General features: G+C 58.9%; 11 protein-coding genes and 1 pseudogene. 9 read left to right on the forward strand and 3 right to left on the reverse strand.

What is annotated here, in order from left to right; genetic code table 11:
• The first annotated feature begins 2,347 nt into the window (after nucleotides 1-2,347).
• The 7 genes from ABIG06_RS17620 (at nucleotide 2,348) to tnpC (ending at nucleotide 9,381) form a co-directional block, all read left to right on the forward strand.
• Nucleotides 2,348-2,551: a hypothetical protein gene (locus ABIG06_RS17620; protein WP_225115078.1), complete on the forward strand. Its 204-nt coding sequence runs from the start codon at nucleotides 2,348-2,350 to the stop codon at nucleotides 2,549-2,551.
• Entirely contained in the window at nucleotides 2,517-2,798 is a 282-nt protein-coding gene (locus ABIG06_RS17625; protein WP_199752493.1) for a hypothetical protein, read from the forward strand. The genes ABIG06_RS17620 and ABIG06_RS17625 overlap by 35 nt, the downstream gene beginning before the upstream one ends.
• A gap of 1,039 nt (nucleotides 2,799-3,837) precedes the next feature.
• A complete protein-coding gene (locus ABIG06_RS17630; RefSeq protein ID WP_124163920.1) occupies nucleotides 3,838-5,136 on the forward strand; it encodes a glycoside hydrolase family 28 protein in 1,299 nt (432 codons plus the stop codon).
• Between the two features lie 251 nt (nucleotides 5,137-5,387).
• Nucleotides 5,388-6,392: a pectinesterase family protein gene (locus ABIG06_RS17635; protein ID WP_124163921.1), complete on the forward strand. Its 1,005-nt coding sequence runs from the start codon at nucleotides 5,388-5,390 to the stop codon at nucleotides 6,390-6,392.
• A 536-nt stretch (nucleotides 6,393-6,928) separates the two neighbouring features.
• Nucleotides 6,929-7,330, forward strand: coding sequence for an IS66-like element accessory protein TnpA (gene tnpA / locus ABIG06_RS17640; protein ID WP_074448291.1), 402 nt, complete (start codon nucleotides 6,929-6,931; stop codon nucleotides 7,328-7,330).
• A gap of 23 nt (nucleotides 7,331-7,353) precedes the next feature.
• On the forward strand, nucleotides 7,354-7,674 hold the full coding sequence (tnpB, locus tag ABIG06_RS17645; RefSeq protein ID WP_370137884.1) for an IS66 family insertion sequence element accessory protein TnpB: 321 nt from the start codon (nucleotides 7,354-7,356) through the stop codon (nucleotides 7,672-7,674).
• Nucleotides 7,675-7,719: 45 nt separating this feature from the next.
• Nucleotides 7,720-9,381, forward strand: a complete 1,662-nt coding sequence (gene tnpC / locus ABIG06_RS17650) for an IS66 family transposase (protein ID WP_124163996.1) — start codon at nucleotides 7,720-7,722, stop codon at nucleotides 9,379-9,381.
• Nucleotides 9,382-10,008: 627 nt separating this feature from the next.
• Here tnpC and ABIG06_RS17655 read toward each other — a convergent pair.
• On the reverse strand, nucleotides 10,009-11,727 hold the full coding sequence (locus ABIG06_RS17655) for an NEL-type E3 ubiquitin ligase domain-containing protein (RefSeq protein WP_424578358.1): 1,719 nt from the start codon (nucleotides 11,725-11,727) through the stop codon (nucleotides 10,009-10,011).
• Nucleotides 11,728-12,539: 812 nt separating this feature from the next.
• Here ABIG06_RS17655 and ABIG06_RS17660 point away from each other — a divergent pair.
• Together ABIG06_RS17660 and ABIG06_RS17665 are read left to right on the forward strand one after the other, a co-directional pair.
• Nucleotides 12,540-14,258, forward strand: a complete 1,719-nt coding sequence (locus tag ABIG06_RS17660; RefSeq protein ID WP_124163668.1) for an NEL-type E3 ubiquitin ligase domain-containing protein — start codon at nucleotides 12,540-12,542, stop codon at nucleotides 14,256-14,258.
• Between the two features lie 1,270 nt (nucleotides 14,259-15,528).
• Nucleotides 15,529-17,775: a hypothetical protein gene (locus tag ABIG06_RS17665; protein WP_245454665.1), complete on the forward strand. Its 2,247-nt coding sequence runs from the start codon at nucleotides 15,529-15,531 to the stop codon at nucleotides 17,773-17,775.
• A gap of 961 nt (nucleotides 17,776-18,736) precedes the next feature.
• On the opposite strand, the gene ABIG06_RS17670 is transcribed toward ABIG06_RS17665, so the two are convergent.
• Together ABIG06_RS17670 and hemN are read right to left on the reverse strand one after the other, a co-directional pair.
• Nucleotides 18,737-20,317 (reverse strand): carbohydrate porin, encoded by a 1,581-nt coding sequence (locus tag ABIG06_RS17670; RefSeq protein WP_370137914.1) that lies wholly within the window; start codon nucleotides 20,315-20,317, stop codon nucleotides 18,737-18,739.
• 1,666 nt (nucleotides 20,318-21,983) lie between these two features.
• Nucleotides 21,984-23,320, reverse strand: a pseudogene (gene hemN / locus ABIG06_RS17675) (oxygen-independent coproporphyrinogen III oxidase).
• Nucleotides 23,321-24,533 lie beyond the last annotated feature (1,213 nt).

Genomic DNA, 24,533 nt, shown 5'->3' on the forward strand with positions numbered 1-24,533 from the left:
AGAATCAGAGTCCGCGTAACCGGGAGCATAACAAACGGTTACGACTTCGAAAGTGAATGCCACATCGCCGGTGCGCTACCGAGTATATATCACTTCGGTACGGAGTCGCATTGGCTACTGAGGCCCAAGTGCCCAGGAGTCTACAGCGGTCCTGATTATTGCACCTCACCTCCTTCTCCGTGAGAGTGACAGACAATGGTGTCCAGATAGTCGATTTGCGGAGGAATTCCTTCACATACAACGTCTGGTGGGTGGTCCGCGCAATGAAGGAAGCCGACGATGGAGATTGTGCTAGCAATTGGCGCTGTACTCGTTTTCACCGCAATCACGGTCGCTTGCCTGTGGGCGCTTGGAGCCTGGCGTGGCTGAGTATGTTGGTGAATGAGCCCGATGGAGAAAGCGTTGTTACCATGCCGCTCGCTCTCGTTGAATTTCTGTGCGGTCCGGATTAGCCTGACGGACCCCCAAGCGGTCGTGCTGTTGATTGTGTGCGAATGCCGCCGGAACAAACGGGTGCGGACTGCTCGAAAGCTACACGGCTACGTGGCCTAACTCGCGGCCCGCTCTCAGGGCCGCGCGTTTTGAGCGGATCACTCTGCAAGCTTAAGGTTCAGTTAATTCGGAGAGTAGGGCAGGTCAGCGGTTGGCGTGACAGCACCGAAACGCCCACGAAGGCCATGATCTCACCGGCGCTTCCTTTGTAGAAAACAAGGCAGTCTCCATAGCTCAATACGTGCGCTAGATTGCGTCTATTCAGTGGAAGCGGCGCGCGGCTGACTTGAATACGCCGATGGCTGTCTTCGCGATGCTTTGTGATGCGCGTGATCTGGCGAGGTGCCATCTGGCTGACTCCGGTTAACTTCTAAATTCATACAGTTCGTCAGAAAGACGCGACACTCCCAGCTTAGGTAGGCCATTTCCAAATGGACCCGAACGCGTGCGTTATTCTCGCTTGCTGATCGTCCCATGGAAGAACGGCAGGCAGCCACGATGGGCGGTCTCGCCCCAGTGATCATCGTGCGATTGCTCTCTCTTCGGTTTTCCTCGGCTGCTGATCCCACCAACTGTCCCGCTCGGTTTGGATCCATTCGCTAAGCCGCGGATAAAGGATTATGGATTCCGCTTCCGGGTTCGCGGTTGGTTAGAGTTGCCTCCCTCAGTTCTTCGTTAGTGAAGAACTCGGCGACAAAAAAATCGCGATCTGTTCTTTGACGGACGGTTGGGCTGCGCGACTTATTCCGCGAGACATGGATCTTCGGACGGCGGTCTCGCTCCCGCAATGAGCAGCTCTACCTTGCTCGCGAGTATCAATTGCGGGAGATTTCGGAGGTTTTGAGCCTCTCATCGGGCAAGCAAGCGAAAACGCGCGATGAAGAGTGAAACCGAAAACGCTGGTGACATTCGAACATTGTCCGGGCTCCCGATCGGCTTGAGCTTGGCGTATTCGGACCCGAGTGCTTGACTCACTTTAGGCTCGACCGTTCAATCTCCCACGCCATCCAAGATGCCCATGCTGACTGAAGGTGAGACAGTCCGTTCCGAGCAGCTGCCTAGCATCGCGACGTAGGATGCAAGCGGGCCACGAACTGATCTTCGACCAGGCTGGGCCAAACGCGGCTCCGGAATTTAAGCGTGAGGTCAGTATCGTGAACAGCCGTGGCATCAGATTGCGAGGAGCCCCAACGCCCTTCTGCATTGGGGATCGACTGCCGATCAGCCGCACAGCACCGTCAGTCTGGCGTTGACGCTCGCCACTGTGGCTCACGCCACAACGTCCTGCGCAAAGATGGTGGGAGCACTCTGGCCGACATCGGCTGCCGGAGCGAGCGCTGCTACAGGCTCGTGGTTGCGGTTTCGCTGTCTTGCTCAAGATAACGGTTGTTTCAGTCGCGACAAATAGGAGCCGGCAGCCAGATGGCGCGAAAAAACCTACATGAGTCTGTCTATGAAAATGCACGAGGGCATTGGCATGCCGGTTGCTTGAATGTGTGACAGCACCAATTTGGCCATGATATTCCTTCAGAACGCGATCCAGGTATTCAAATGAAACGTGCCCACTTCATCGATGGCAGACGTCTCCTGATGCACTTTCCGAAACGCGTGCCAGCGTTGCGAACTCTGCTACCTTCGGATTGCCGTTTGCTTTGCCGGCCAGAATCCGACTGTCCTGCAACGGGCTCGCGACCAATGGCGGTCCTCAACAAGATGGCGCACACCGGGGTTAAGACGTTACGCTTCTGGACGATCGTTTGCGCCACCTTTAACCCCTGGCTCAAGCGCCCGTATTGGCGAGATGCCAAGCCTGGGTTCTTGGAGCTAAGCGCCGGCCTTGCATCGGTGGTCACACATGGTAAATGAGCTGTTGCAGGACGATTGGGATGCTGAGAACATAGTCAGGCAGAAGGACGAGCTCAAGGTCAAGCTGCTTCGTGCCCAATCGGTCGTCGCCGAATGTAAAGCAGGATTGGCGGATTTGGAGCGGAGGCTTGAGGGTCGAGCGATCTCATTGCCGATCGATGAACGCCACCGCAACTCTGCGGCAAACAATTGAATACGTGACGCGCTACCGCGCGAACCGCGAAGCATCGATGATCCTGTTGGCTAGAAAGCCGCCGTGGCGTTTTCCAGGCGATCATGAGACCATTAAAACTGCCGTAACCCACGTTAACGGCGAGAATACCGACCGGCTTGGGAGGCATCATTTTTACGGACCGGGGCGCGCGAACTGGCGGCCTGCCGTTATGCCGGGCGTTTTGGTGATCGCGGTGCGTTGGGCCGGCGGATGGGGCGCGGAGTAACACCACATGCGGGACGTCTCCCTGCGGTGTTGACTAGAGCCTCCTATCTGGAGGGCTGCTCACGCACATGTCTGGATTGAACGTCAAGAGCTGTCCCCTTACTCAGGGCCAGTTCGGTCGTTTTATCCATCTTCCCGGCCGTAGCCTCGTCAGCTTTTCGAAAGCTTCTCCGAATACGGATAAACCCATCGATCCTGGACGGGAGGCGGGCGTGCACTCGCACAATTTCGACTATCCAGTGCTGCCCCTCCACCATCGGTACAGCACGCCGGACTAAACGATCAGCAGCCGAAACTGGCGAAAGAAGATGCCTTTGAGCCGCAGCTGGATACAGCGCGTGTGGCAGGCCTTGCCTCGATGCCGCGGTCGCAATCCGCCGTCGAATGTCTAGCGCGCGGATCATTACATTCACGAGATGGTGAGCAGTCCAAGTACTCGTCGGAAACTCTCACCAATCTACGGCTGAGAAGTATCTTCAGATGCTTTAAGGGGGCGGATTTCCCCGGTGAGGGCGGCCAGTCGCTCCAGGCCAGTGGTGACAGTACACTAAACCAGCTCGCCAACACGGTGTTCAAGGAGAACAAGCACGCAGGTATAGCCTTCCAGACGCTTCAAGAACAGCGCGGAGGTTCAGTAGCAGCAGTCGGGGTCAGGCGCGCGTGAGTGCCGCGGCTTCGGCGGGTACTGGGCGTACACCAATTGCTCCCAGTGAGGCTGAAGCGCGGCTTATCGAAATCGATATCAACAGTAAGCACTGGGCGCCGACGACTTTCTAGATGCAAAAAGGCCGAATCCGGCGACCCGCTTGATTGGCGCGAGAAGGCCGACCATTGACGAAGCTGTCGGATTTTGAACCATCGCATGACGCTTCGTGTTTTTTGCGCATCTGCAAAGTGCTGCTGCGCAGGTGCACGGTCCGGTCTCTGCTGCGTCTTATAAATGTCATCTTGCGCGCGCCAGTGACGCGCGCGGCGGCTAGATTGAGCCAGCGGCTCGATACCGATGGGGCGTGGATGCCTGACAAAGCACGAGGAGGTCGATGACAAAGCGTTTTCGCAACTTGGCCCTATTGTTCATACTCACCTCCATCGTTGTCTTCCCCGCCGCGAAAGCGCAAGACCGCCGGACTATCACCGAGCCTGTTGCACCTCATACGGTGTGCGAGCGCCTCGTGCCGTCTGGTAAGCAAGATACGACCACGTTGCAAAATGCCATCGACCAATGTCCTTCCGGGGCCGCCGTGTATTTAGGGCGTGGCGAGTTCCGGTCGGGCCCACTCGAGATGAAATCGGGTGTGACGTTATGGGTCGGACGCGGGGCGACGCTGATCGCCATCCCCGAACCTGCTGCTTACGACAAGGGCCTCGGACAATGTGGTCGTATTGCGCAAAAGGGCGGCGGTTGCCGGCCGTTCATCAGCTTTTCCAGAACCAGCGGCGGTGGCATCTACGGAGAAGGCATCATCGATGGTCAGGGCGGCGCAATAATTGGCGGCGGCGCGGAAACCTGGTGGCAGCTAGCGCGCCGCGCTCAAGCCCAGGGCGGCAACCAGAACGCCCCGCGCTTGATCCAAATCGATCATGCGCAGGACATCACTTTCTCCGGTGTCACCTTGCGCAACGCTCCCAACTTTCATGTCGCGATGAACCGGGTCCAAGGTGCCACGTTTTGGGGCCTCATAATCGATTCACCGGCGGATGCGCGCAACACTGATGGCATCGATCTTGGCGCGAGTCAGGATGTGACCATTACCCGCAGCTTGATCCGTACGGGTGACGACAACGTCGCAATCAAGGCCGGCGACAATGGCTCAAGCAGCCATATCTCGATCATTGATAATTATTTCGGCTGGGGGCATGGCATGTCGATCGGCAGTGAGGTGAATTCCGGGGCCAGAGACATATTGGTGCGTAATCTGACGCTGGATGGTACGACGTCCGGCCTGCGCATCAAGAGCGATGTTAGCCGAGGCGGTCTGGTCGAGAGCGTGACTTATGAGTACGTGTGCCTGAGGGGCAACCGGTGGCCGCTAGCGTTTGATACGAAATATGATCCGCGCGCACAAGGCACGAGAATTCCGGTCTATCGGCGAATCGTTCTCCGTCATGTGCATGGCGACACCGGTGTGTTGCTGATGCGCGGCGTAGACGAGGAGCATGCACTTGACCTGACACTCGAAGATGTCCGATTTTCCGATTCCGCCACTTGGCAAGTTGAACATGCGAACGTCACCGCAAATCACTCGGACGTATCACCGCCGCTGCCAGGACAAGCTGCAAAACCGCTGCTGCGCGGCTCGGAGGTATGTTCCAGGGCGTTCCGCAACAGCAATCGGTAAGCACTACATCCGGCGCCGAACTCGGGTGGTGAGTTCAGCTCTGGACCAAGATTACTGGTGTTGACGAAGGTCGGCCTCATGTCCGGACTTGTTTGCAATTGTCTGACGGTTTGCAGGGCCAGGGATGCGAAGGTGACGTGGAGGTTCTGATTTGGCGCGAAAAATGTGTTGGCCATGCGCGGCGGCTATCCCGCCGAGAGAGGCTCTGTCGACTGCGTCGAGGTGCCGCTGACTCAACGAAGTGTAGGATCATGCGTATTTTCGTTCACCCTGCTGCACTTCTGACGGGATGTTTCTGCATCTCGTCAGCATACGCTCAGCCACTGTTCGTGTCGCATGCCGTAAATGCCGACTATCACTCGGTGCAGCAAGCCATCGACGCATTGCCGGCGGAAGGCGGAGATGTTCGGATCGCGCCGGGTATCTATCGTGAGAAGGTCAAAATCTCCAAATCCGGTGTTCATCTCTCAGGCACTGGTAGCAAGCCGGAGAATACCGTCATTGTGTATGGCGATGGCGCGATCAATGTAGGAGGAACCGCCCGGTCGGCGACGCTGGATGCCACTGGCGATGACTTCCGGCTCGAGAATTTGACCATCCAGAACGACTACGCTCTCAACCCGGCCAATCCACCCTCGCAGGCGGTTGCATTATCCCTTACCGGAGACAGGGACGTCGTTACGCGCGTCCGCCTGCTCGGCGCCCAGGACACGCTGCTTGCCGGCAAGGGTCCAAACGGCAGAATGTCACGTCAATACTTCTCGAACTGCTACATCGAAGGGCATGTCGATTTCGTATTTGGCAACGCCAAGGCCTGGTTCCGGAAATGTGAGTTGCACGGCATCGCCAATCAAGCGGTCGTCTTTACCGCTCAGAGCAAGGCAGTACCGGACGAGGACAGCGGCTATGTTTTTGATCATTGCACTCTAAGTGCCGACCCTTCCGCGCGCGATATCGCGCTTGGCCGCCCCTGGCGGCCGTATGCCACAGTGGTCTTTCTGTCGACAAAGATAGATGCGCAGGTCATTCCGGAGGGCTGGCGCGAATGGGATAGGGGCAAGACCAACAACTTGAGGACGAGCTATTATGCCGAATATAGATCCTTCGGGGTCGGGGCTAACCCCTCAGGCCGCGAACCTTACTCCCATCAACTGACAGATGGGGAAGCCGCGAGATGGTCGCTGACCGCGTTCTTCGGGGGTGCCACAGATTGGCTGCCTGCGGAACCATATCGATGGAAGACAAAACAACGCTGACGGTGAGGGAACGACGGCGATCCTCGGATGAATGACGGAGAGAGCGGACATGATGGAGAGTGGTGTCCAGCAACCAAACTGCCGGGGGCGTGAGAGGGGCAGGGCTTCGGCTGTCACTCCACGCTTAGAGGAGCTCGTTAAGACGCTCCATCGCTTGCGGCGGGATGCGATCATCCGCTTATCCCGCCCTTATTGGCAGCCTGTCCAACTACCCGTCGAAGATTGGCGCCAATGGGCGTAAATCGAATGTGAGGCCAACATCTCAGCTCGATTTAATCGAATGCACAAGCGAGCGCAGAAGGTCATTCTTCAGGCTCAGATGAAGGCAAAGTCGGCTTAAATTTCTCGTCAGGCGCCGGTCGTCGGCATTCAAGATAACACCGTCAATCGACTCCTTCTCATGTCAAGTGCCGCGCAACATTTCCAAACGCGCCGATGGCCTTTTTCATGTACCGCTCCGACGAGGACCGTCTTGCGTGACGGGTGGTAATTCGCGAAGCGTGTGACCTTAGGTCTAGCTTTAAGGTCATCAGGCGATGCGGGTCGAAGTTTTGGGCGGGCTCGAGCGGCGGCGGCGTTGGTCGCAGGACGACAAGGCACGGATTGTCGAGGAGACGCTGGCACCGGGCGCGAAGGTAACTGAGGTTGCGCGGCGCAACGGAGTAGCGGCCAGCCTGGTGTTTACCTGGCGTCGACAAGCACGGACATCGGAACAAGTTGCACCATCTTTTACGCCGGTGCAGATCGCCGCCGTAGCGGCCTCGGCTGAAGAAACTCCGAAGCTTTTGCCTACGGTTGATGGCCGAGTTCGCTCGGCGGCAGCCGCGCGTACTGGATTGATAGAGATCGATCTCGGCAACCGACGGTGCATCCGGGTGGATGCGCACGTCGATCCGGAGGCGTTGGCGCGGGTCCTCGATGTGCTTGGACGCCGATGATTTCTGTACCAGGGAATGTGCGAGTGTGGCTGGCTACAGGCTACACGGATATGCGCAGAGGCTTTCCATCGCTGGCCCTCCAAGTGCAGGAGGTGCTGCACAAAGAACCGCTCAGCGGTCATTTGTTTGTCTTCCGCGGTCGCCGCAGCGATCTTGTGAAGGTGATCTGGCACGATGGTCAGGGAGCCTGCTTGTTCACAAAAAAACTCGAGAGAAAAAAGTTTATCTGGCCATCGGTTGCCGGTGAAGCGGTAACGATCTCGCTGGCGCAGTTGAGCTACCTGCTGTCCGGGATCGATTGGCGCAATCCGCAAGAAACCCAGCGTCCGACGCGGGTCGGATAATCGTTTTGGGTTTGAATCTGATGCTCGATCTGATTCAATGGCTTCATGACATTGAAGCCGAGCGATCTTCCGTCGGATCTCGCGAGCGCCTACCTTGCGCTGCTGGCCGAGCGCGAGGCGTTGCAGGCTGAACGCGATGTGGCGGTCGCGGATGCCGCCAACGCGCGGGCGGAGCTGTCGGACAGCGAAGTGCTGATCGCTCATCTTGAGCTACGGATCGAGAAGCTCAAACGCGAACTGCACGGGCAGCGCTCCGAGCGCACGGCGCGGCTACTTGAGCAGTTGGAATTGGAGCTCGAAGAACTCGCCACCACGGCGACCGAGAATGAGCTGGCTGCGCAGGCTGCCGCGGCAAAAACCCAGAGCGTGAGCGCCTTCACGCGCAAGCGGCCGGTGCGCAAGCCGTGGCCGGACGACATCGAACGTGAGCGCGTCGTCATCGAGGCTCCAAGGACCTGCGCCTGCTGCGGTGGATCGCGGTTGGCGAAGGTCGGCGAGGATGTGACCAAGACGCTGGAGGAGATTCCGCGTCGCTTTAAGGTCATCGAGACGGTACGCGAGAAGTTCACCTGCCGCGATTGCGAGAAGATCAGCCAGCCGCCGGCACCGTTCCATGCGACGCCGCGCGGCTTCATCGGCCCACAATTGCTGGCGACGATTCTGTTCGACAAGTTCGGCATGCATATCCCGCTCAACCGCCAGAGCGTGCGCTTTAAGGCCGAGAGGATCGATCTGCCGTTATCGACGCTGGCCGACCAGGTCGGTCACGGGACCTTCGCCGTCACGCCGCTGTTCCAGCTGATCGAGCGTCATGTGCTTGCGGCCGAGCGCCTTCATGGCGACGACACCACCATCCGCATCCTGGCGAAGGGCAAGTGCACGACCGGCCGGATCTGGACGTATGTGCGGGATGATCGGCCCTTCGCCGGACCTGCGCCGCCGGCGGCGGTCTATTACGCCTCGGGCGACCGAAGGGGCGAACATCCCCAGAAGCATCTGGCCGTCTTCGGCGGTATCCTGCAGGCGGATTGCTATAGCGGCTTCGAGCCGTTGTTCGACCCAAAAAGGAAAGCGATGCCGATCACGCCGGCATTTTGCCTGGCCCATGCGCGGCGGGGCTTCTTCGAACTGGCTGACATCGAGAAAGCCGCCCGGGACGGACAGAAAGGCAAACCGGTCTCCCCGATCGCGCTGGAAGCGGTCAGGCGTCTTGACGCCCTGTTCGAGATCGAGCGCGCCATCAACGGCCGCAGTGCCGACGGCCGGCGCGCCGTGCGCCAGGAACAGAGCAAGCCGCTTCTCGACGACATGCACGACTGGCTGCTCCGCGAGCGGGAGACCCTGTCGAGCTCCTCCGAGGTCCTGAAGCCCATGAACTACATGCTCAGGCGCTGGGACGACTTCGCCCGCTTCCTCGACGACGGCAGGGTCTGCTTGACCAACAATTGCGCTGAACGCGCGTTGAGAGGCATCGCCTTGGGGCGGCGCAACTGGACCTTCGCTGGCAGCCAGCGCGGTGCCGATCGGGCCGCCATCATGCTGACGATGATCACGACCTGTCGCCTCAACGACGTCGATCCCAAGGCCTGGCTCGCCGACGTCCTCGCCCGGATCGCCGATCTTCCTACGTCGCGGCTGCACGAACTGCTGCCCTGGGAATGGAAGCTCCTGCGCCAAGCCAATCCCACCGATCAGCAAGCCGCCTGACCTTCACCCCGCCGATCATAGAACTAACTGTACCCGCGCGCATGCGTCAATCAGGCGGTCCTCGTGGTATGCGTACTTTTTCATCAAGGAGGGCCCTGATGCAAGAGCACGCGTTTATCACGGCGCGCAGACCTGCATGGGGCCGGTGACGGGGTTGTAGCGGCTCTTCCGTCGTCGGCGGGCTTGCCCAGCGAACGATTCAAATGGCTCCGAAGGCCGGGCACCGCGATTACCCAAGGCCCGCTTAGGCCAGCGGCATATTGCAGCGGGCGTCTCGCGCAATCCGCGATGGGGTCTTTACGGGCGCACGCGAAGTGCTGCCCAGGGAAGCCTGGCCCGGCAAGCTGCGCTCAACACGGCGTGGGGCGAGCCGCGGGCGACGGCTGCCGACAACAGGTACTCCATGGTGTCCAAAGCGCCACTTTGCGAGGAAAGACAGCAGTTGGATCGGGATGATGGTCATTTTTTCGTCCTTCCCGAAGTCAAAACTAAATGGGGGGATGCAAAAGTTCGCGACAGCTCCGAACATTGATAGACGACATGCGGCATTACGCATTCCTCTCGGCCACCAACCGGCGCACCAGAGGAACGGCAGCACAATTAACAGCATCCTACGGCAAGGCGGCTTCAGAGCGCGAGGCTGTGCTCATTGAGCACCTTATCTCTCAGGGCCCCCTTGATCTCACGGGCGATCTCTTTGCGAACTGCGGCACCCAACACTCGCTTGGCATCTTCGACGAGGCCAGCTTCAGCCCCGGTCAGGCCTTGAGCGGCGAGCTGTTGCTCCATTCGGCTGTCGAACTCCTTTCCCATTGCACCAATGAGCTGGTCCTGCATCTTGGCATGCTCTTCAGGTGCGATGCGGCGAAGCACATCGTCCCAAGGCTGCCAATCCATTGCCAAATAGTCGGCAAATTCGGCCGCCTCGCTCTCCCGCACGGATGTCTCTGCCCTGTCAACGTCAGAGTCGGTAACGCCGGAGACTTGAAAGAAGCGCATGTCCGGCGCGACGTGTTGTAGTCCCAGCCGCTCGCGCAGTTTGCTCTGATAGGCAAGAAAGACTTCAACGGCGTCGATGTCTTCTACGTTGTCGACCGAGGCGAGCGAGTGAGCCTTATCGCGCGCGGTCGCCTCGAGCGCGTCCATGCGGAACATGACGCGCCCCAATTCGATGAGATCGGCAAGCCGTGCCTTGTTGTCATAGAGCCCGTTCTCGACTTCCGCGATGAGGCGCGCCGTCTGCATTCCGTTCCAGGTTAATGTTCTGCGGTCCTCGCAGCTCTGGTTGGCATCCCATGCCAGTTGAAAGTACTGGGCACGCAGTTGCGGGTTTTTTGCCGCCTGACGCAGATCATTGGCCACCGATTGCCGGAACCCTTCATTGCCAGAGCTGACGGACTCGAACAGCTTGGCGAGGAAAAGCCCGTATTCCCGAGCGCCCGGCTCTTCTGCAAAGTTCTGCCAAGCGGCAAGCACCTCCCGATCGTCCTCCTGTGGATTGCCCTTCAGCCATTCTGCAACTGTTTCAGCGAGAGCGTCCGCCTGCTCATCGTCTGTCCCGGACGATTCACTTTCGTCGTCGTGCGAAAGGTGGACAGTCGGGCCGACATAACCCTCCGCGCCTAGGATTGTACTGAGGTTCGCCAGCACCTGCTCAGATAGCGGATTTTCAGTCAGAACTAGGGTGCCACCATCGCCCAAGGCCGTCAGCAGGTCCTCCGGCAGACTGGTCAAATGGTTTTGGCTTACGTCGAGAAACCGGAGCGAAGCTGGGAGAGCCGGCGGCAGATCCGTCAGTTGATTTTGGCTGACGTCGAGAAACTCGAGCATAGCAGGGAGCGCCACCGGTAGACTCGTCAGCTGATTATCGCTGACGTGGAGAAATTGGAGCGAAGCAGGGAAGGAGTCGGGTAGGTTCAGCAGCCGATTGTGGTTGGCGGAAAGAAATTGGAGCCCGGCAGGTAGGACGGCAGGTAGGCTCTCCAGCCGGTTCGAGTTCACGTCGAGGCCTCTGAGCCCGCCCGGGAGCGCGGGCAGGCTGCTCAACTGATTGCCACTAACATCAAGACGCTGGAGCGAAGCCGGAAGTTCGTCAGGCAGATTGGTAAGCCGATTGAAGGGCACATCGAGCACGACGATCTCGCTTGGAAGTCTGGGCAGACTGGTAAGGGACAGCGACTGGAGATCCAGCATGGCGTCTTCACCCAAAGCATTGACCCGCCTTGCCGCTTCGTCCCGGTCCTCGAGGAGACCCACGTGCTGTTCAGAAGCCCAATTCTCAAGGGTCTCGTCTGCTTCGGTCACCGCATGGGTTGAATGCCCGGAGTTTGCTGCGAAACCCGTCACGAATGCATCCCACTGTGGCGCCCCCCGCCCGTCTTCCGCCCCCTCTTGTTGGGAAGATGCAGAAGGAATGCCTCCGTCACGCCGAATTTGCCCTGTCTCAAAAGGATCCATTTCACCTCCCTTACCACACCGGGCCAACTCAGCCCGTGACGACACCATCTAGGACCTAGGACACTACTCTTTCGACAAGCTGACGGCCCTATCGCAGTTACCGCAGCGATGGCATCGAAGCAGGCATAATTTCGGTGCAACGATTTGGAACAGTGAATCCATGGCGGTCCGTTAGCTGCGCCTACACTCCGCACCGACGCGGCAGCGGCTTAAACATCGAGCCCGGGGCGCGGCAACGGTGCGTTACGTCAATGGCAGGCAGGGGTCCCTTTTCGGCCGAGTCCGTGAAGAACGACGAGCGGCAGGCGCTCGAACGCTCACCTCCGCGGCCGCCCTTTCACTTGCCAAGGCAATCGGTGCAACGCTGGTCTTTGCTACGGGTGGCAAACCGAGTGACTCGGGCGTTTTTGCAGCGAGACTCGTCAGCTGATCGACAGGTGGCCGTGCTAGCGGCAGAACGCTTTCACGTTAGCGGTCCTCTGGATCTATCGGCCAACGGAATGGCAGCAAACTTTGCAGCAGCAGCGATCCATTCGCCGCCTCCAAATCGTGTGAAGCTGAGCCGCCTTAGACCAGGGCGGGCCGCCGCGGGCGCACGTGCGCCCGCTCGAATGATTATTGCGCCAGCGCGCAAACTCCTGCTCCGCGGCCTTGCGCAGCGGCACGCGGATTTCTTAGTTTCTGACGAGGGAGATAAGGTGATGGACACAGGACAGGCACAGCGGAGCGCAGGTTCTGCCCCGGATAATTTTGAAGAAGGGGAGCGGGAAAGCTACCTCGGCGGCTTCAACCGCGCCTTGGCAAATTTGGTCGAAAGCTTGACAGGGTATCGGACCCCCAGCTCCGCGCGCGCGCGGATCCTGGACGAGTGGGTTGGCGAAGAGGGGCAGGGCTCAGCGGAGAGCCGCGGACAGGGGCGCTCGCGAATCAGGGCTGCGGACAACATGCGCTCGCACTTGGTCGATTTGTCATCCCTGTCCTTAACCGCTTTGCCCGACGCCCTGCCGCCGAGACTGCTGAACCTCCGCGCCATGCACAACGAGCTAGGCAGCCTGCCCGCTAGCCTCCCACCTGGTCTCCACGAACTTTTTATTAGCCACAACCGGTTGACCAGTTTGCCGGACGCTCTTCCGGCGAGCCTCTATCGCTTAGAGGTGAGCGATAACAGGTTGACGAGTCTCCCAGATAGCCTCCCGGCGGAGCTGGGGATCCTGAACGCAAACAACAACCGACTGACTAGGTTGCCCGACGCTCTCCCGAGCAGCCTCACCTCGCTCGAGGTTAGTGGCAATCAGCTGACCGAACTCCCCGAGTCCCTCCCATGGCGGCTCGTTGAGCTCGATGTCAGCAGCAATCAATTGGCCAATCTCCCCGAAACCCTTCCGAGCTGGCTTGAATCGATCGATGTCAGCGGTAACCGGCTGACCAGCCTGCCCGAGGATCTCCTACCGGGGAGTTTGAGCCATCCGCTGCAGAACGTCGAGTTCGGTAATAACCCATTCCCGGACGAGGTCCGCGCTCACCTAGCAGCACCCCATCTTGAGCAACTGCCTCTGGACGAGGCTGCCGCGCACTGGCTCGGGGACGATCCGACGGCGCTAGCGGAGTGGCAGCACTTTGCGGATGAGCCTGGCGCCCAAGACTACGCCCGGTTCCTAGAAAGGCTACGTGGGACCGTCAACTATGGCAATCACGAGTTTCGGCAGGCCGTGGCGGACGATCTGCGGCAGGCGGCGACCAATCCGAGATTGCGCGAGCAGTTTTTCACACAGGCTTCCGAAGCCAACGCGAGTTGCGAGGATCGTGTTACTCTGCACTGGAACGGTATGCGGACCGCGCGCCTTAATGCTGACGTCGAGGAGGGGTTGTATGATGATAGGCTCGGCCAACTCATCCAGCGCGGCCGCGTTGCGTTCCGCCTGGACGCGCTGGAAGGCATCGCGCGCGACAGGGTCAACGCGCTCCTCACTCTCCACCCGGACTTAGACGACGTTGAAGTCTACTTGGCCTATCAAAATCTTCTTCGCGAGCCGCTGGAGCTGATTCACGTCGCCCCTGACATGCGCTTTCTGACGGTTTCTCACGTGACATCCGATGATGCGGCGCGCGCACTGGACTCGGTTCGCGAGCAAGAAGCGAACCAGTTTACTGACTACATGGCAACCCGCTGGCAACCGTGGGAGACGGTGCTGAGGCGAATCGCTCCTGATGAATATGAAGCGATGCAAGACCGGCTCGTCGAAGCCATGGGCGAGGAGTTTCAAACCCGCTTGGATCAGCGACTGGGCGAGCACGGTCTTCTGGGCGATCCGGATGCCGAGCGGGTGCTCGGAGCCCAAGTCCGAAACGAGCTCGCCAGCGAGATCAAACGCGATGTCATGCACCGTGTGCTGGCCGAGCGTGGCGGCCTCGAACTCTGAGGTCTCCTCACGCCGGAGATATATCTATCAATGCTCTGTGGCGGAACCAAAAAGTCGATCGTCAAAGCCTCGCCAATTGCCGCGAAGGTGCTTTTGCAGGTTGGAAAATGCGGGCCTTTCGGTCTTGCCGAGCGATGAAAACGCGCGCGCAAGGCGAGGCATATCTGCGTCAGCTCCACAGCTCCTCGGGACCAGAGCTCCGTCAGTCGGAAGTTGTTGAGCAGACCAGACAGGCCGCTGCGCCGACCAACCAGCTGGTTTGACGCGGGAGTTAACTGTTCGTCAGATCTAGTTGACTTCGAGTCCTTCCAGCGAGATCCATCTGGGCAAGCAGTGGTGGAGTACCGTATTCGCAGCTTACGATGGCCAATCCGTCATGCGGGCGAAGTCCTGCACGCGCTTGATCGAGGCGCTTCCGAGACTGCACGACAAGCCTTGCGGTTCCGCAGTCAAGGGACGAATGAAGCCTGCCGGATTTTCATTTGCCGAGCTGGCCTGCCAAGCTCGGCCTCGAACTGCGCGCTGCCTGTCCGCTCCCGAGCGCCGAGAGGCGCTCGGGATGACTGCTGAGAACTCAGGATTGCACATCTTCTTGAAAAAGCTGTCTGGGCGATTTGATATCTGAACTCGCTGTTCCTCTCGTCTAGGCGACTACGCTCCCTCAAGGGCAGCCCTATGTGATCCACGTCTTCCGGGAAGCGGGGGATACGCCGTAAGCCTTCGAAAGGGACGTTCTGCATTCGAGCGAAAGCGCCAGACCTGGTAAACCGCAGTAGGCCAATTCGGTCCCTCACAAGCGCAGCCGAAAGCAACAAATGGAAGTCCAGGACACCAGAACGCCCCCGGTCTGCGTCAAGGAGAGGTCGCTGTCCGCCATTGAAGAGCACCCGCAGGATAAGCTCAGCGCCAAAGTTGATGCGAAGGAGGAGAAGATGCTCGTCACGCATGACCTTAGACAGTCTTAGCGGCTGAGTGAGTTCCGGGCCTGATGCTTGAATTGCTCACACGATCGACAGGACGATCCATTGGTATCATCGGCTTACAAAATTCGCCGACTGGAACAGGCCGGGCGAAGAGGTGCGAAAAAATTGGAGCGCCTGTCGCCAGGCGGTGGCCGATGCGAGGCCGTTAATCGCGCAGCAATGTCCTGATCTCGTCAGCTTTTCGAAAGGTTGCGGCTACAACAATCCACAATCTGTTTCTTGCTAGACGATCTGCTACGAGGCCGTACCGATTGCTGTCCGGCCTGTACAAACATGAGGAGAGCAGGGTGGATCCGGTTGACCCATTCTTCGATTCAGGAGCCTGGATGCGGGAGTACGCCGCCCTGCAAGAGCGGACCGCGCAGCGAGGAGACAACCAAAGGGAGCACCGTGGTTTTGAACGGCGGCTGGAGGATTTGAGTCTCGATCCGTCAGATGAAAGCAACTCAAATTCGCCTGATCGGGCTCCCGCAGGAGGGGGTCGAGCAGTCCGGCGGGAGGATTTCGGCGGTTCGATGCGGGTGCCGCCGGACTCCGCTTTTAGGGAGAGTGCGCTGGGCGGCACGCGCCGGAGCGTAGACATTCCCAGCTTCCAGCTTCCCGCTTCGGCGCAAGTGCCGCAGTCCAGCTTGCGAGATGATCCGTTCAGCAGCGCGCGCTACAGCTTTCCAGACGCAGAGTCTGCCGCGTCGGCCAAGAGCGGCAAGAGCGGCGGATTATGGTCACGCTTCAAGTCGGGAATCGGCAAGGCTTTTGGCGGGAGCAGCGAAAAGTACTCGCGCAATGCGGGACAGGGGGATGCCTTTTCCACGACTCTTCGCATTGACTATGCTCGCCAGCCAGGCCGGACGCGCGCTGTCCCAGAGGAGGACGAGGTGCTGATAAGAGATTTCAGAAACAAAGCGGCGGGTAACCTCACCGACGGCACGATCAAGAATGCCGCAGCCGATTTGCGCCATTTGAGCGCGCGCCTGAGCACCGCCGGCAGGCCCTCAATTGCGGATCGAATTCAACGGGAATCAGAAAACGCGCAGCAGGACAACCCGGAGGTGGAAAACCATCAGCTGGAAGCTGAGCTGGATGAGGATGTCGATACCTACGCAAAGGACAGAAGCAGACGCATCAAAGCGGCCTTGAAGAAGCTCCGTGAGGTCGGTGCCGGAAACGCGCTGGCGCCTGATCTCCGCCGACTGGCCCCTCACCGCGCGGACGCAATCCTCATCGACAGGTGGTCGGCGGCGGAAAAGGCGGCGCACAGGATCGAGCCGGAGACGATCGACAGGCAAGCTCGCCGCATGTATAGGCTAAGTGAGTGGCTGCAGACGCATGATCGGCCGGCAATGGCTGGCAGACTTTCCACCCCAGCGCTTGACCGGGACGTCGAGGAATACAGGCGCGAAACCAAAGACGGCAAGATCAAGCCTGATCTAGTCAAGCTTGGCCAATACGAGCAAATCCTGGAGGCGAACAGGGCGCTTGGATTGCGGCCTCCTGAGGATCCGGGCCAGCCTTCTTGGGAAGCTGCTCGACAGCCGCACTCAATGCAGGAGCCTCCTGCAACGCCACCCACCCCGAGCGCGGGAGCCTGGGATTGGCTTGGCGAGCAGATCCACGGGCCCACCACATCGATGCGAGCGCCCAGCGATTGGCAGGCCGGTTCGTCGCAACAGCTTCCCGAAACCCCGGCAACGCCGAGCGCGGCAGCCCGGGATTGGATTGGCGAGCAAATCCACGAACCCGCCTCACCAGTGCCAGCGCCGCACTGGGCCGCGCAAGCTCATCCGCCGCTCGAGCTTCCTGCTACTCCGGCCACCCCGAGCCAGGGAGCCTGGGCCTGGCTTGGGCAACAAATGCAAGAACCCGCATCACCGTCATCGGTGAGGCCCCGATCGTCAAACATCTACGGCGGCCTCGATTCCTTCGTTGATCTCGATCCACCCACACCGCACGACTTGCGTGACGATGCGCGCTCTGCGCCAGCACCTGGATTTGCAGCCACCTCGTGGTTCGCAGGACCGCCGGGGGCGGCTCCGGAGCTGCGGGATATCGGAGCGATCGTTGGCGCCGACTGGCGCCACGGCTCCAAGGCGGCTTCAGACGTGTTGATCGAAGTATTGAGCAATATCAATCTGCTGCCAAACCAGTTCGGGCCAAGTCAGTTCGTGATCAATGGGGAGCACTATTCCGCGACTGTCGGGCCGGAAGGCCCCATGGATGTTCGCCTGATCCACCACCCGCGCGCTGGCGGGATAAACGAGGCTGGCCCATCGCAGCCCCTCTATCGTCCCCCGCAGATCGTCAGGGCCGCGCGACCCGACGAAGGTACAGTCGATCTTGGGTACTTGATTCGGGGCGGATGGGAGCACCGGGAGCGATTCCTGCCCGATTACCTCGTCCGCGTCCTTGAAGGCCAGCGCATCATGCCCGAAGTTGGGCGCCCGACCTATTTCGCTATCCGTGGAGTGCCTTATAGGGGCGAGTTGGTGGAAAGCGAGGGACGCCGGCGCGTTCGCGCCTATCCCGAACGTGGCTGAAGAATCAAACTTGGCTGCATTTCCAAATGCTCGGCGGGCAGTTCGCGCGCGGCCTTCGCTCACTTCGCGCTTGATGGGCCATGCATCCAGTCGATGTAGATTGCAGAGCTGAGGCGTGACGTTGGCGATGGTGCTGGCGGTCGGTTTATCGTGCTACAACTCCACTGCTCGTACTCAGACAGGAGGTTGGTCTCGAAGACGACTGTCTCTCGCCAACGCCGTGTGCCCCCCGATCGATAGGGCCCTCCTGCAACGCTTACCCGAGGGTTCCTCCCGAGAGCCCTGCTCTGCGTCGAGCCCCCCTCGAGAACTGCTCCTCATCAACAGTAAACTCTTCTGGATCAACGAAAACGAGAGGCCAGGGGATCCTTCCATTGCCGCTGAAGCTCGTCACGTAAGTCCTTTCGAGCTGCTGAAGCTCCTGCGAAAGGGACGGAACATGGCAAGGGTATGGATTGGTCGCCCAGATGATCCAGTAGGCAGCGAAGCTGCTCTTAAGAAGCTGCTCTGGACCGACAAGGACCTGTCCTTCGTGGAGAGCCGAGGTATGGGCGTATTATCCTGCCCACCCTGATGCTCCTCGTGCCGATTAGCCTCGTGCGGCGTGCGGTCCTGCACAGGGGCGCCATCGATGCGTGTCCGTGGGTATGGCGTCTTCGGGCTTGATGAGAGTCCGGTTCTGTGGGGAAGGATTGAGATTAGCGCGAGTGCGCCTTGGACGCACGATGGGCACGACGCCCCCGTCGAGCGAAAGGTCCGTAGATACTTTAATGCTTCAATGAGTCTGTTGCTATTCGCGTCCCCGCTGAACTCGCGCACGTCACCGCCGGGTCAGCGACTTTCCGTCAAGCCGAGCAACAATGCCTGGCTAGCGCAGATGCGGCGGATCCTTTCAAAGAGATCGCCAAGCTCAAGTCCCTCGGGTCACGAGGAGTTGGTAGCACAATGGCGGTTGCGATGATCAGAAGAATATCAACGTAGATAGCAACAGATTGAGCGCGTCTTTAGTCTGGGGTGTGTGCGTGATGCTTGTCGGGTTATGAATGTATGACAGTCCGACCCCTGCATATATTCCCGGAGCGAGATGGGCGGTATATGTTGCGGTGATTGCTGTTGTGTCGCGATGCGCAAGCTGCCCTTTGGCGAGGGCAGCATCCACCGCAAATTTGCTCCAGCTCGTGTTGCTAGCAACGAGTGCAATCAGATCACTGGGCCGACTGTCAAATGCTCCCCTGGCGTAAAGACGAAGCTCAGAATACCGGCTGATCCTGTTCAGGTCCGGCGGAGCTTCCATAATGGAGAAGCCGCCATAGATCCCGCGAGATGGGATCCCATCGGGGTCGTTCTGCCAGAACTGCCTGTCCGCAGCGATGTAGTGAAAGTTATTCCCGCTTTCCCTCCCTCGCTTGGGATCCGTCAAACTCGTGTACCGGCTGGTGTTGAAACCAACGCCCGCCCGCAGCCACGTATCGGGTACGCCGGGAGCTGCCTTGCTCTTGTAGCCGGCTTCATCAATGAGAAGAATGCCTGCATGGGGCGTGCTCCAGTTCAAGCCCGTGGGATTCTCCGTTATCTGGACATAGGGACCATCTGGGCTAATTGAGCGCTGGACGGAGACCTTGTTGTACAAGCCACGGTCAAAATTGTACTTCAGATTGACCGCGGGCGTCGGTGCGGCATTGGTGCTCATGCCCCCCTGGAACAAGGCAGACATGTTCGATCCTGTAATCCCTCCGAACAATGTGCCGGTGAATTCATTTTGGTTTCTGAGATAGCCGAGTTTAAGCTCTAGTGTCTTGTCGAAGAAAGTCTGGTAGTAGGCGAGCGTATTGAGCCCCACTCGATCTGGTCCCGGGCGATCCCATGTCCAGTGTTGCTGCTCGGCCCCTATGACAATTTGTCCGTCGGAAATGCCAAGCCGGCTGAGATCGTAGGTGACGATCATGAAGTTTGCCGACGCGAAGGTCGGATTCTGGCCCATATAGAGCTGGTTTGCGATAATACTTCTGGCGGCATTCGGCAGCAGGTTGTTTGCAAAGCTGTTGTGTGTCCAGCCGATGTAGCCGATGCCGACATCTGCAAGCGCTGATCTAACGCCGCCCTTGTCCTGATCGATCGTGTCCACAGCGCCAGGTATGTTGAACCACACTCCTTTTTCACGCAGATTGTCGTACCGTGCGAGGGGATCGACCGTCTTTTGCGTTCTAGTCTGAGTAGCTCTGTCCGCACGAGCGCGCTTTTCGAAAGACGCACCGGGATTTGGTGCTGGCGCCGGGGCACGAGGGCTGGTTGCCAGGCCCATCCGGAGCTTTTCGGCCGGATCAGAAGCCTTTCGTCTTTTGCTGGCCTGATCCACAGGGTGGCTCCTAGGATCAAACCCGCTGGCGGTTTGTGCCAGTACGGAATTGTCGACCAGATAAGCTGCGAGCGAAACTGCGATAAGAAGCCAACGTTGCTTTCCTCTCGGCTTTAAATTAAAGGAAAGTGCTTTGGCCGCCGGGTATCCCCACGGCAAACTCGTCTCAAGAAAGCAATCACGCACGGCGCACCTTGCTTTCATCTTTCCCGGCCATGAATAGATTGCGCTGCGGCCTGATTGGCCAACGGTAAGCTCTTAGGGTTTTCTCGTTCGAGGGCGAGGACGGCGAGCTGGATCTCGATTGTTCCGACAAGAACCATCCCCGCCTTGTAAAGCTGTTAGCTCGCGACGTGATGATCCGCTTCGCAACCACGGCTATGAACGAGGCCGGTGCGCCGAGAGCCAGCCCCGAGCGTTGGTTCATCAAGATGCTCATCACGAGCGCGCAGCGCCTCGCTGCAATGGGCACGAAAGCGTTGCGAATCTCCACTTTGCTCACCTGAGTCAGCCGATTTGGCGGTGAGACCAGGCTTCACGAAGCGCTTCATTGGCATCGTTGTCACGGAAAGACGAGAAAATCGCCAAGCTCGCCGAGGCGCCTTTGAATTTGCGCGTCCGGCAATCACACCAGAAGGTCTAACCTGATGGCCCAGGAGGCCGGAGGGAACAGCCATACAGCGGCTTTGCCGCCAATCTGCGAGCACGTTGCTGGCTCTGTTACCGCGGTTGTCAGTGCAAAATCTGTGTTGCATCGGAGTCCATGACGTGCGCGGCGTTCGTTGGTCACGCTTGCCATCTATCCGTCATCTCAAGCAACCCGCCGGAATTGGGAGTTGAACAGTTTGCAATGATAGCTAGTCCGATCGGCCATTGCGGGTCGGCCGTTCAGCCGTTGTGCCTATGTGGCGTGTCCCGGATGAAGTTTGTGATGTCGTCAAGGCCTGAGGCGAGGCTGCTCTATCCAACACAATGCAGGAAGCCGCGGACGATTTGCATTCGTGCGACGCTCGAGAAAATCTGCAATATTCCTCTGAATGAGGAAAAAATGCTGCGCCATCGCCATGGCCAAACGACGACAACCATTGCTCGCTGCGGGACTGTATCATGGAGAACGAGCGCAAATTGTCGAGTTGCTGAAGGGGATAGCATCGAAGCAGGAGCAGCCGATCGGGAAGGTGGCCGAGATTGCTTATTGTGGACGCTAGTAGCCCTTAGAAGCGCGTCAGCATCGTAGGCTCTCGCGTCGACAAAGAAACCTGCTGGAAGGGATTTTGAGGGAGGAGCAATGGAGTCGATTGCTCAAGCGGCCGGTTCAGACGTGCGGCCGCTCCTGCACAGGCCGTCAAGACGGATTCTCGCCGGTTTGATGCTGCCGCTTGTCCTCGTCGGCTCGCTTCTGGCGCGTGGCTTTGGGTCATTTTGAACAATTTGTCGAGTCGCCAGAAGTGCAGGACGTCGCTTCAAAGATGAGCCCGTCACCAGGGGAGACAGGTTCAGTCCGAGATAAGGGAGGCGCAACAGAAAGCTGACGATGAGATCGCGGAACTCAAGCGCCGGGCCGTTGCCCAGCGTGATGACCTAAAAGGGATCCTGGATCAGATCACGATCCGGACCTCGCGGATCGACTCGCTGCAGAGTTTAACTCCTCTCCCATCTGCTGCTCCCGCGACTGCTTTGTCGGCAGCCCGGGCTGTTCAAGCAGCGCCAGGAAACCCTTCGGCCGGTCCAAACGAGAACGGCCTGTTTCTCTCGGAGGCGCGCCAATGATCGCAGGACCGAAGAAAGCCGAGCCTTGAGGCCGAGACTGCTGCAGGTGTACTCGAGTCTTCAACTCCGCTCGAGGCATGGCTTAGCTAATGGGGGTACGGTCGAGATAAGTGTCGAATGCGGCAGCAACCGCACGAACGACGAACCGATGCTCCTGCTTGACCCGAATTAAGCCCTTTTCAATGTCCACTATCCCGTCTTCGGCAAGCATTCCCAGCCGGCCTGCAGACTTGAGAAGAGGAATCGGATCAAATCCGTGAGCAGCGCAGATCGCTGGTATGTCGGCGTGCAAATCGCACATTAGACGCTCGATGATTGCGGCGCGGAGGCGATCTTCAGCCGACAGACAATAGCCTTTTGAGGTTGCCAGGCGGCCGGCTCGAACGTGTTCGTAATAGGAAGTGGTCGCGATCTCGTTCTGCACATAACCCTCACGCAAACGGCCGATGGCGGATGGACCTAAGCCGATTACGGTTTTGGTGGTATCAGCCGAATAACCGAGGGAGTTGCGCCGCAGTCGACCAGCTTTCTGCGCCAGGGCGAGCTCGTCGTTGGGCAGGGCGAAATGGTCGAGCCCGATCTGGCGATAGCCGGCCGAGACCAGGGTATTTGCTATGGCCGCGGCTTGCTCAGCACGGGCAATATTGTCCGGCAGCGCCGTCTCATCGAGCTGGCGTTGACGTTTCATATAGGAGGGGACGTGAGCATAGCCGAAAACTGCAAGCCGGTCTGGCCGCATGGCCAGAGCTGTCCGCGCGGTGTCGACGCAGGACCGCACCGTTTGATGCGGTAGTCCGAAGAGAAGGTCGAAATTGATGCGGTTTATCCCATGCTGGCGTAGAGTTTCGACGACAGAAGCCGTCAGCACCTCGCTCTGCGCGCGGTTGACCGACCTTTGAACTATAGGATCGAAGCTTTGCACGCCGATGCTCGCGCGGCTGACCCCGGCCGCTTGTAACGTTTCGACCATCTCGGGCGTGACCCCACGCGGATCGATTTCTATGGCGATGGTAGCTGATTTTTTGAACGCAAAGCAGTGGCGCAGGAGTTCCATCAAGGCGAGAAAATCGCTCGGTGCAATGGTGGTCGGCGTCCCGCCGCCAAAATGCACGTCGCTCACCGGCAGAGCGCGCGGCACTTGCTCTGCGACCAAGCCTATCTCCTCTCGCAACGCTGCCAAGTAATTGCGGACCGGTCGCTCGCTGCGAGTGAGGCTTGTAGGGAAGCCGCAATACCAACAGATAGAGCGACAGAACGGAACGTGGATGTAGAGCGATACGGGCTCGTCGGGCGGCAGTCGCCTCAGCCATGTCTCACAAGTCTCGGCACCGACCACGCGGAGAAATCCGGTACGGTTGGATAGATGGTGTACCAAGGCAGGCGAGCATCGCAATACTTGTTCAGAAGGGAGGTCGGCAAGTCCTAACTTTCCAATGCTCAGGCCAGCATAAAGCTGACGAATACCCTCTCTAATGTCTTTGCGATATGTCAAACCCGCCTAGTGGTTTCTGAGATCTGGTCCCGTTTTCGATGTTACTGCAAACGCGGCTTAGGGGCAGGGTGAGGGAGTGAGAGTCGCTCGTTGGCGGCTATCTGAACGTTTAGGATATGAATTTCTCGTGCGAGCACGGAGAAGCGACTAGACGTGCCCGACGAGCCTGCGCAACGTTCAATCGCTCATACGAGGGCACGTCGTTTCCGCATTCGCTGAGGGCTGCTCATTCTGCGACGAAAACAGGGATTGCAGGTCTCACCAGAAGCAGCTGAGCTGGCGCATATTTTCAAACCGGTGTTTCCAAGCAAAAGCCGATTTGGTTGCTCACAGGGTTCAAAGGATGGCTCCCGTCAAAGGCCGGCGTGCCACGGAAGACAAGTTGCTTGCTGGATGAGAGCGAGAGGAGCGCAATAGTACAACGTGACGCGACGTGCGATTCAAGTCTGTCGGCGCAGCCGACGAAAACTCGCTTTGATCTCTAGTATCGAAGCATAAGCCTCAATTCCGCCACGCTGCTTGTCTCATTGCCACAAGCATCATCACGGATGTACTGATGATGTTGGGGCGAACCCGGCGCACTTTCAGCCCCCCGGCCGAGTGCGTCGGGGCGCCTTGGTTCGGCGGCGTCTCGTTCCTGTCTAATGCAGCTCACCAACTCACAACGGTTGTGGACGTTCTGCTGATGGCAAAGCGAATTCTGGCCAGATACATCAGATGTAACACTATCTGTATGGTCTATTCTGCCTGACCAGCTGGGTAGTTTTCTTTGGACATAGCCTTTGCAGCTATCGATCGCTGCCAGACGCGCATATCTACTCCGTTAGCCTTCATTCGCGTCGCGTCGATGTGATGCACCTGCAGCTCTCAGTGTCACATAGGCCGCCTGGTCAGGCGTCGACCATCCAGTCACTATGTTCTCGATGCTGCGAGCTCGAGCCGTCTATGCAGGATCGGGGTGGAGAGCTTGCGGCTTTTCATTGCATGAATGCGTTCCCATCCTGGTATTCCAGTCCGGTCACAATGGATTGAGGAAGTTTGTGGTTCGGTAGACCAATCGAGCCTGCAGATGCTCTTGCGCGAATGCGAGCTGAGCCTACCCAGGCGTCGAGGAGATTGCGGCAAGCGCTTGATCAGGCG

This window comes from Bradyrhizobium sp. USDA 326 (assembly GCF_049739485.1).
Lineage (GTDB): Bacteria > Pseudomonadota > Alphaproteobacteria > Rhizobiales > Xanthobacteraceae > Bradyrhizobium.

Bases quoted from the DNA above. Each gene is read 5' to 3' on its own strand.
- ABIG06_RS17620 (WP_225115078.1), top strand. From the start codon at position 2,348: ATGGTAAATGAGCTGTTGCAGGACGATTGGGATGCTGAGAACATAGTC.
- ABIG06_RS17625 (WP_199752493.1), top strand. From the start codon at position 2,517: ATGAACGCCACCGCAACTCTGCGGCAAACAATTGAATACGTGACGCGC.
- ABIG06_RS17630 (WP_124163920.1), top strand. From the start codon at position 3,838: ATGACAAAGCGTTTTCGCAACTTGGCCCTATTGTTCATACTCACCTCC.
- ABIG06_RS17635 (WP_124163921.1), top strand. From the start codon at position 5,388: ATGCGTATTTTCGTTCACCCTGCTGCACTTCTGACGGGATGTTTCTGC.
- tnpA (WP_074448291.1), top strand. From the start codon at position 6,929: ATGCGGGTCGAAGTTTTGGGCGGGCTCGAGCGGCGGCGGCGTTGGTCG.
- tnpC (WP_124163996.1), top strand. From the start codon at position 7,720: ATGACATTGAAGCCGAGCGATCTTCCGTCGGATCTCGCGAGCGCCTAC.
- ABIG06_RS17660 (WP_124163668.1), top strand. From the start codon at position 12,540: ATGGACACAGGACAGGCACAGCGGAGCGCAGGTTCTGCCCCGGATAAT.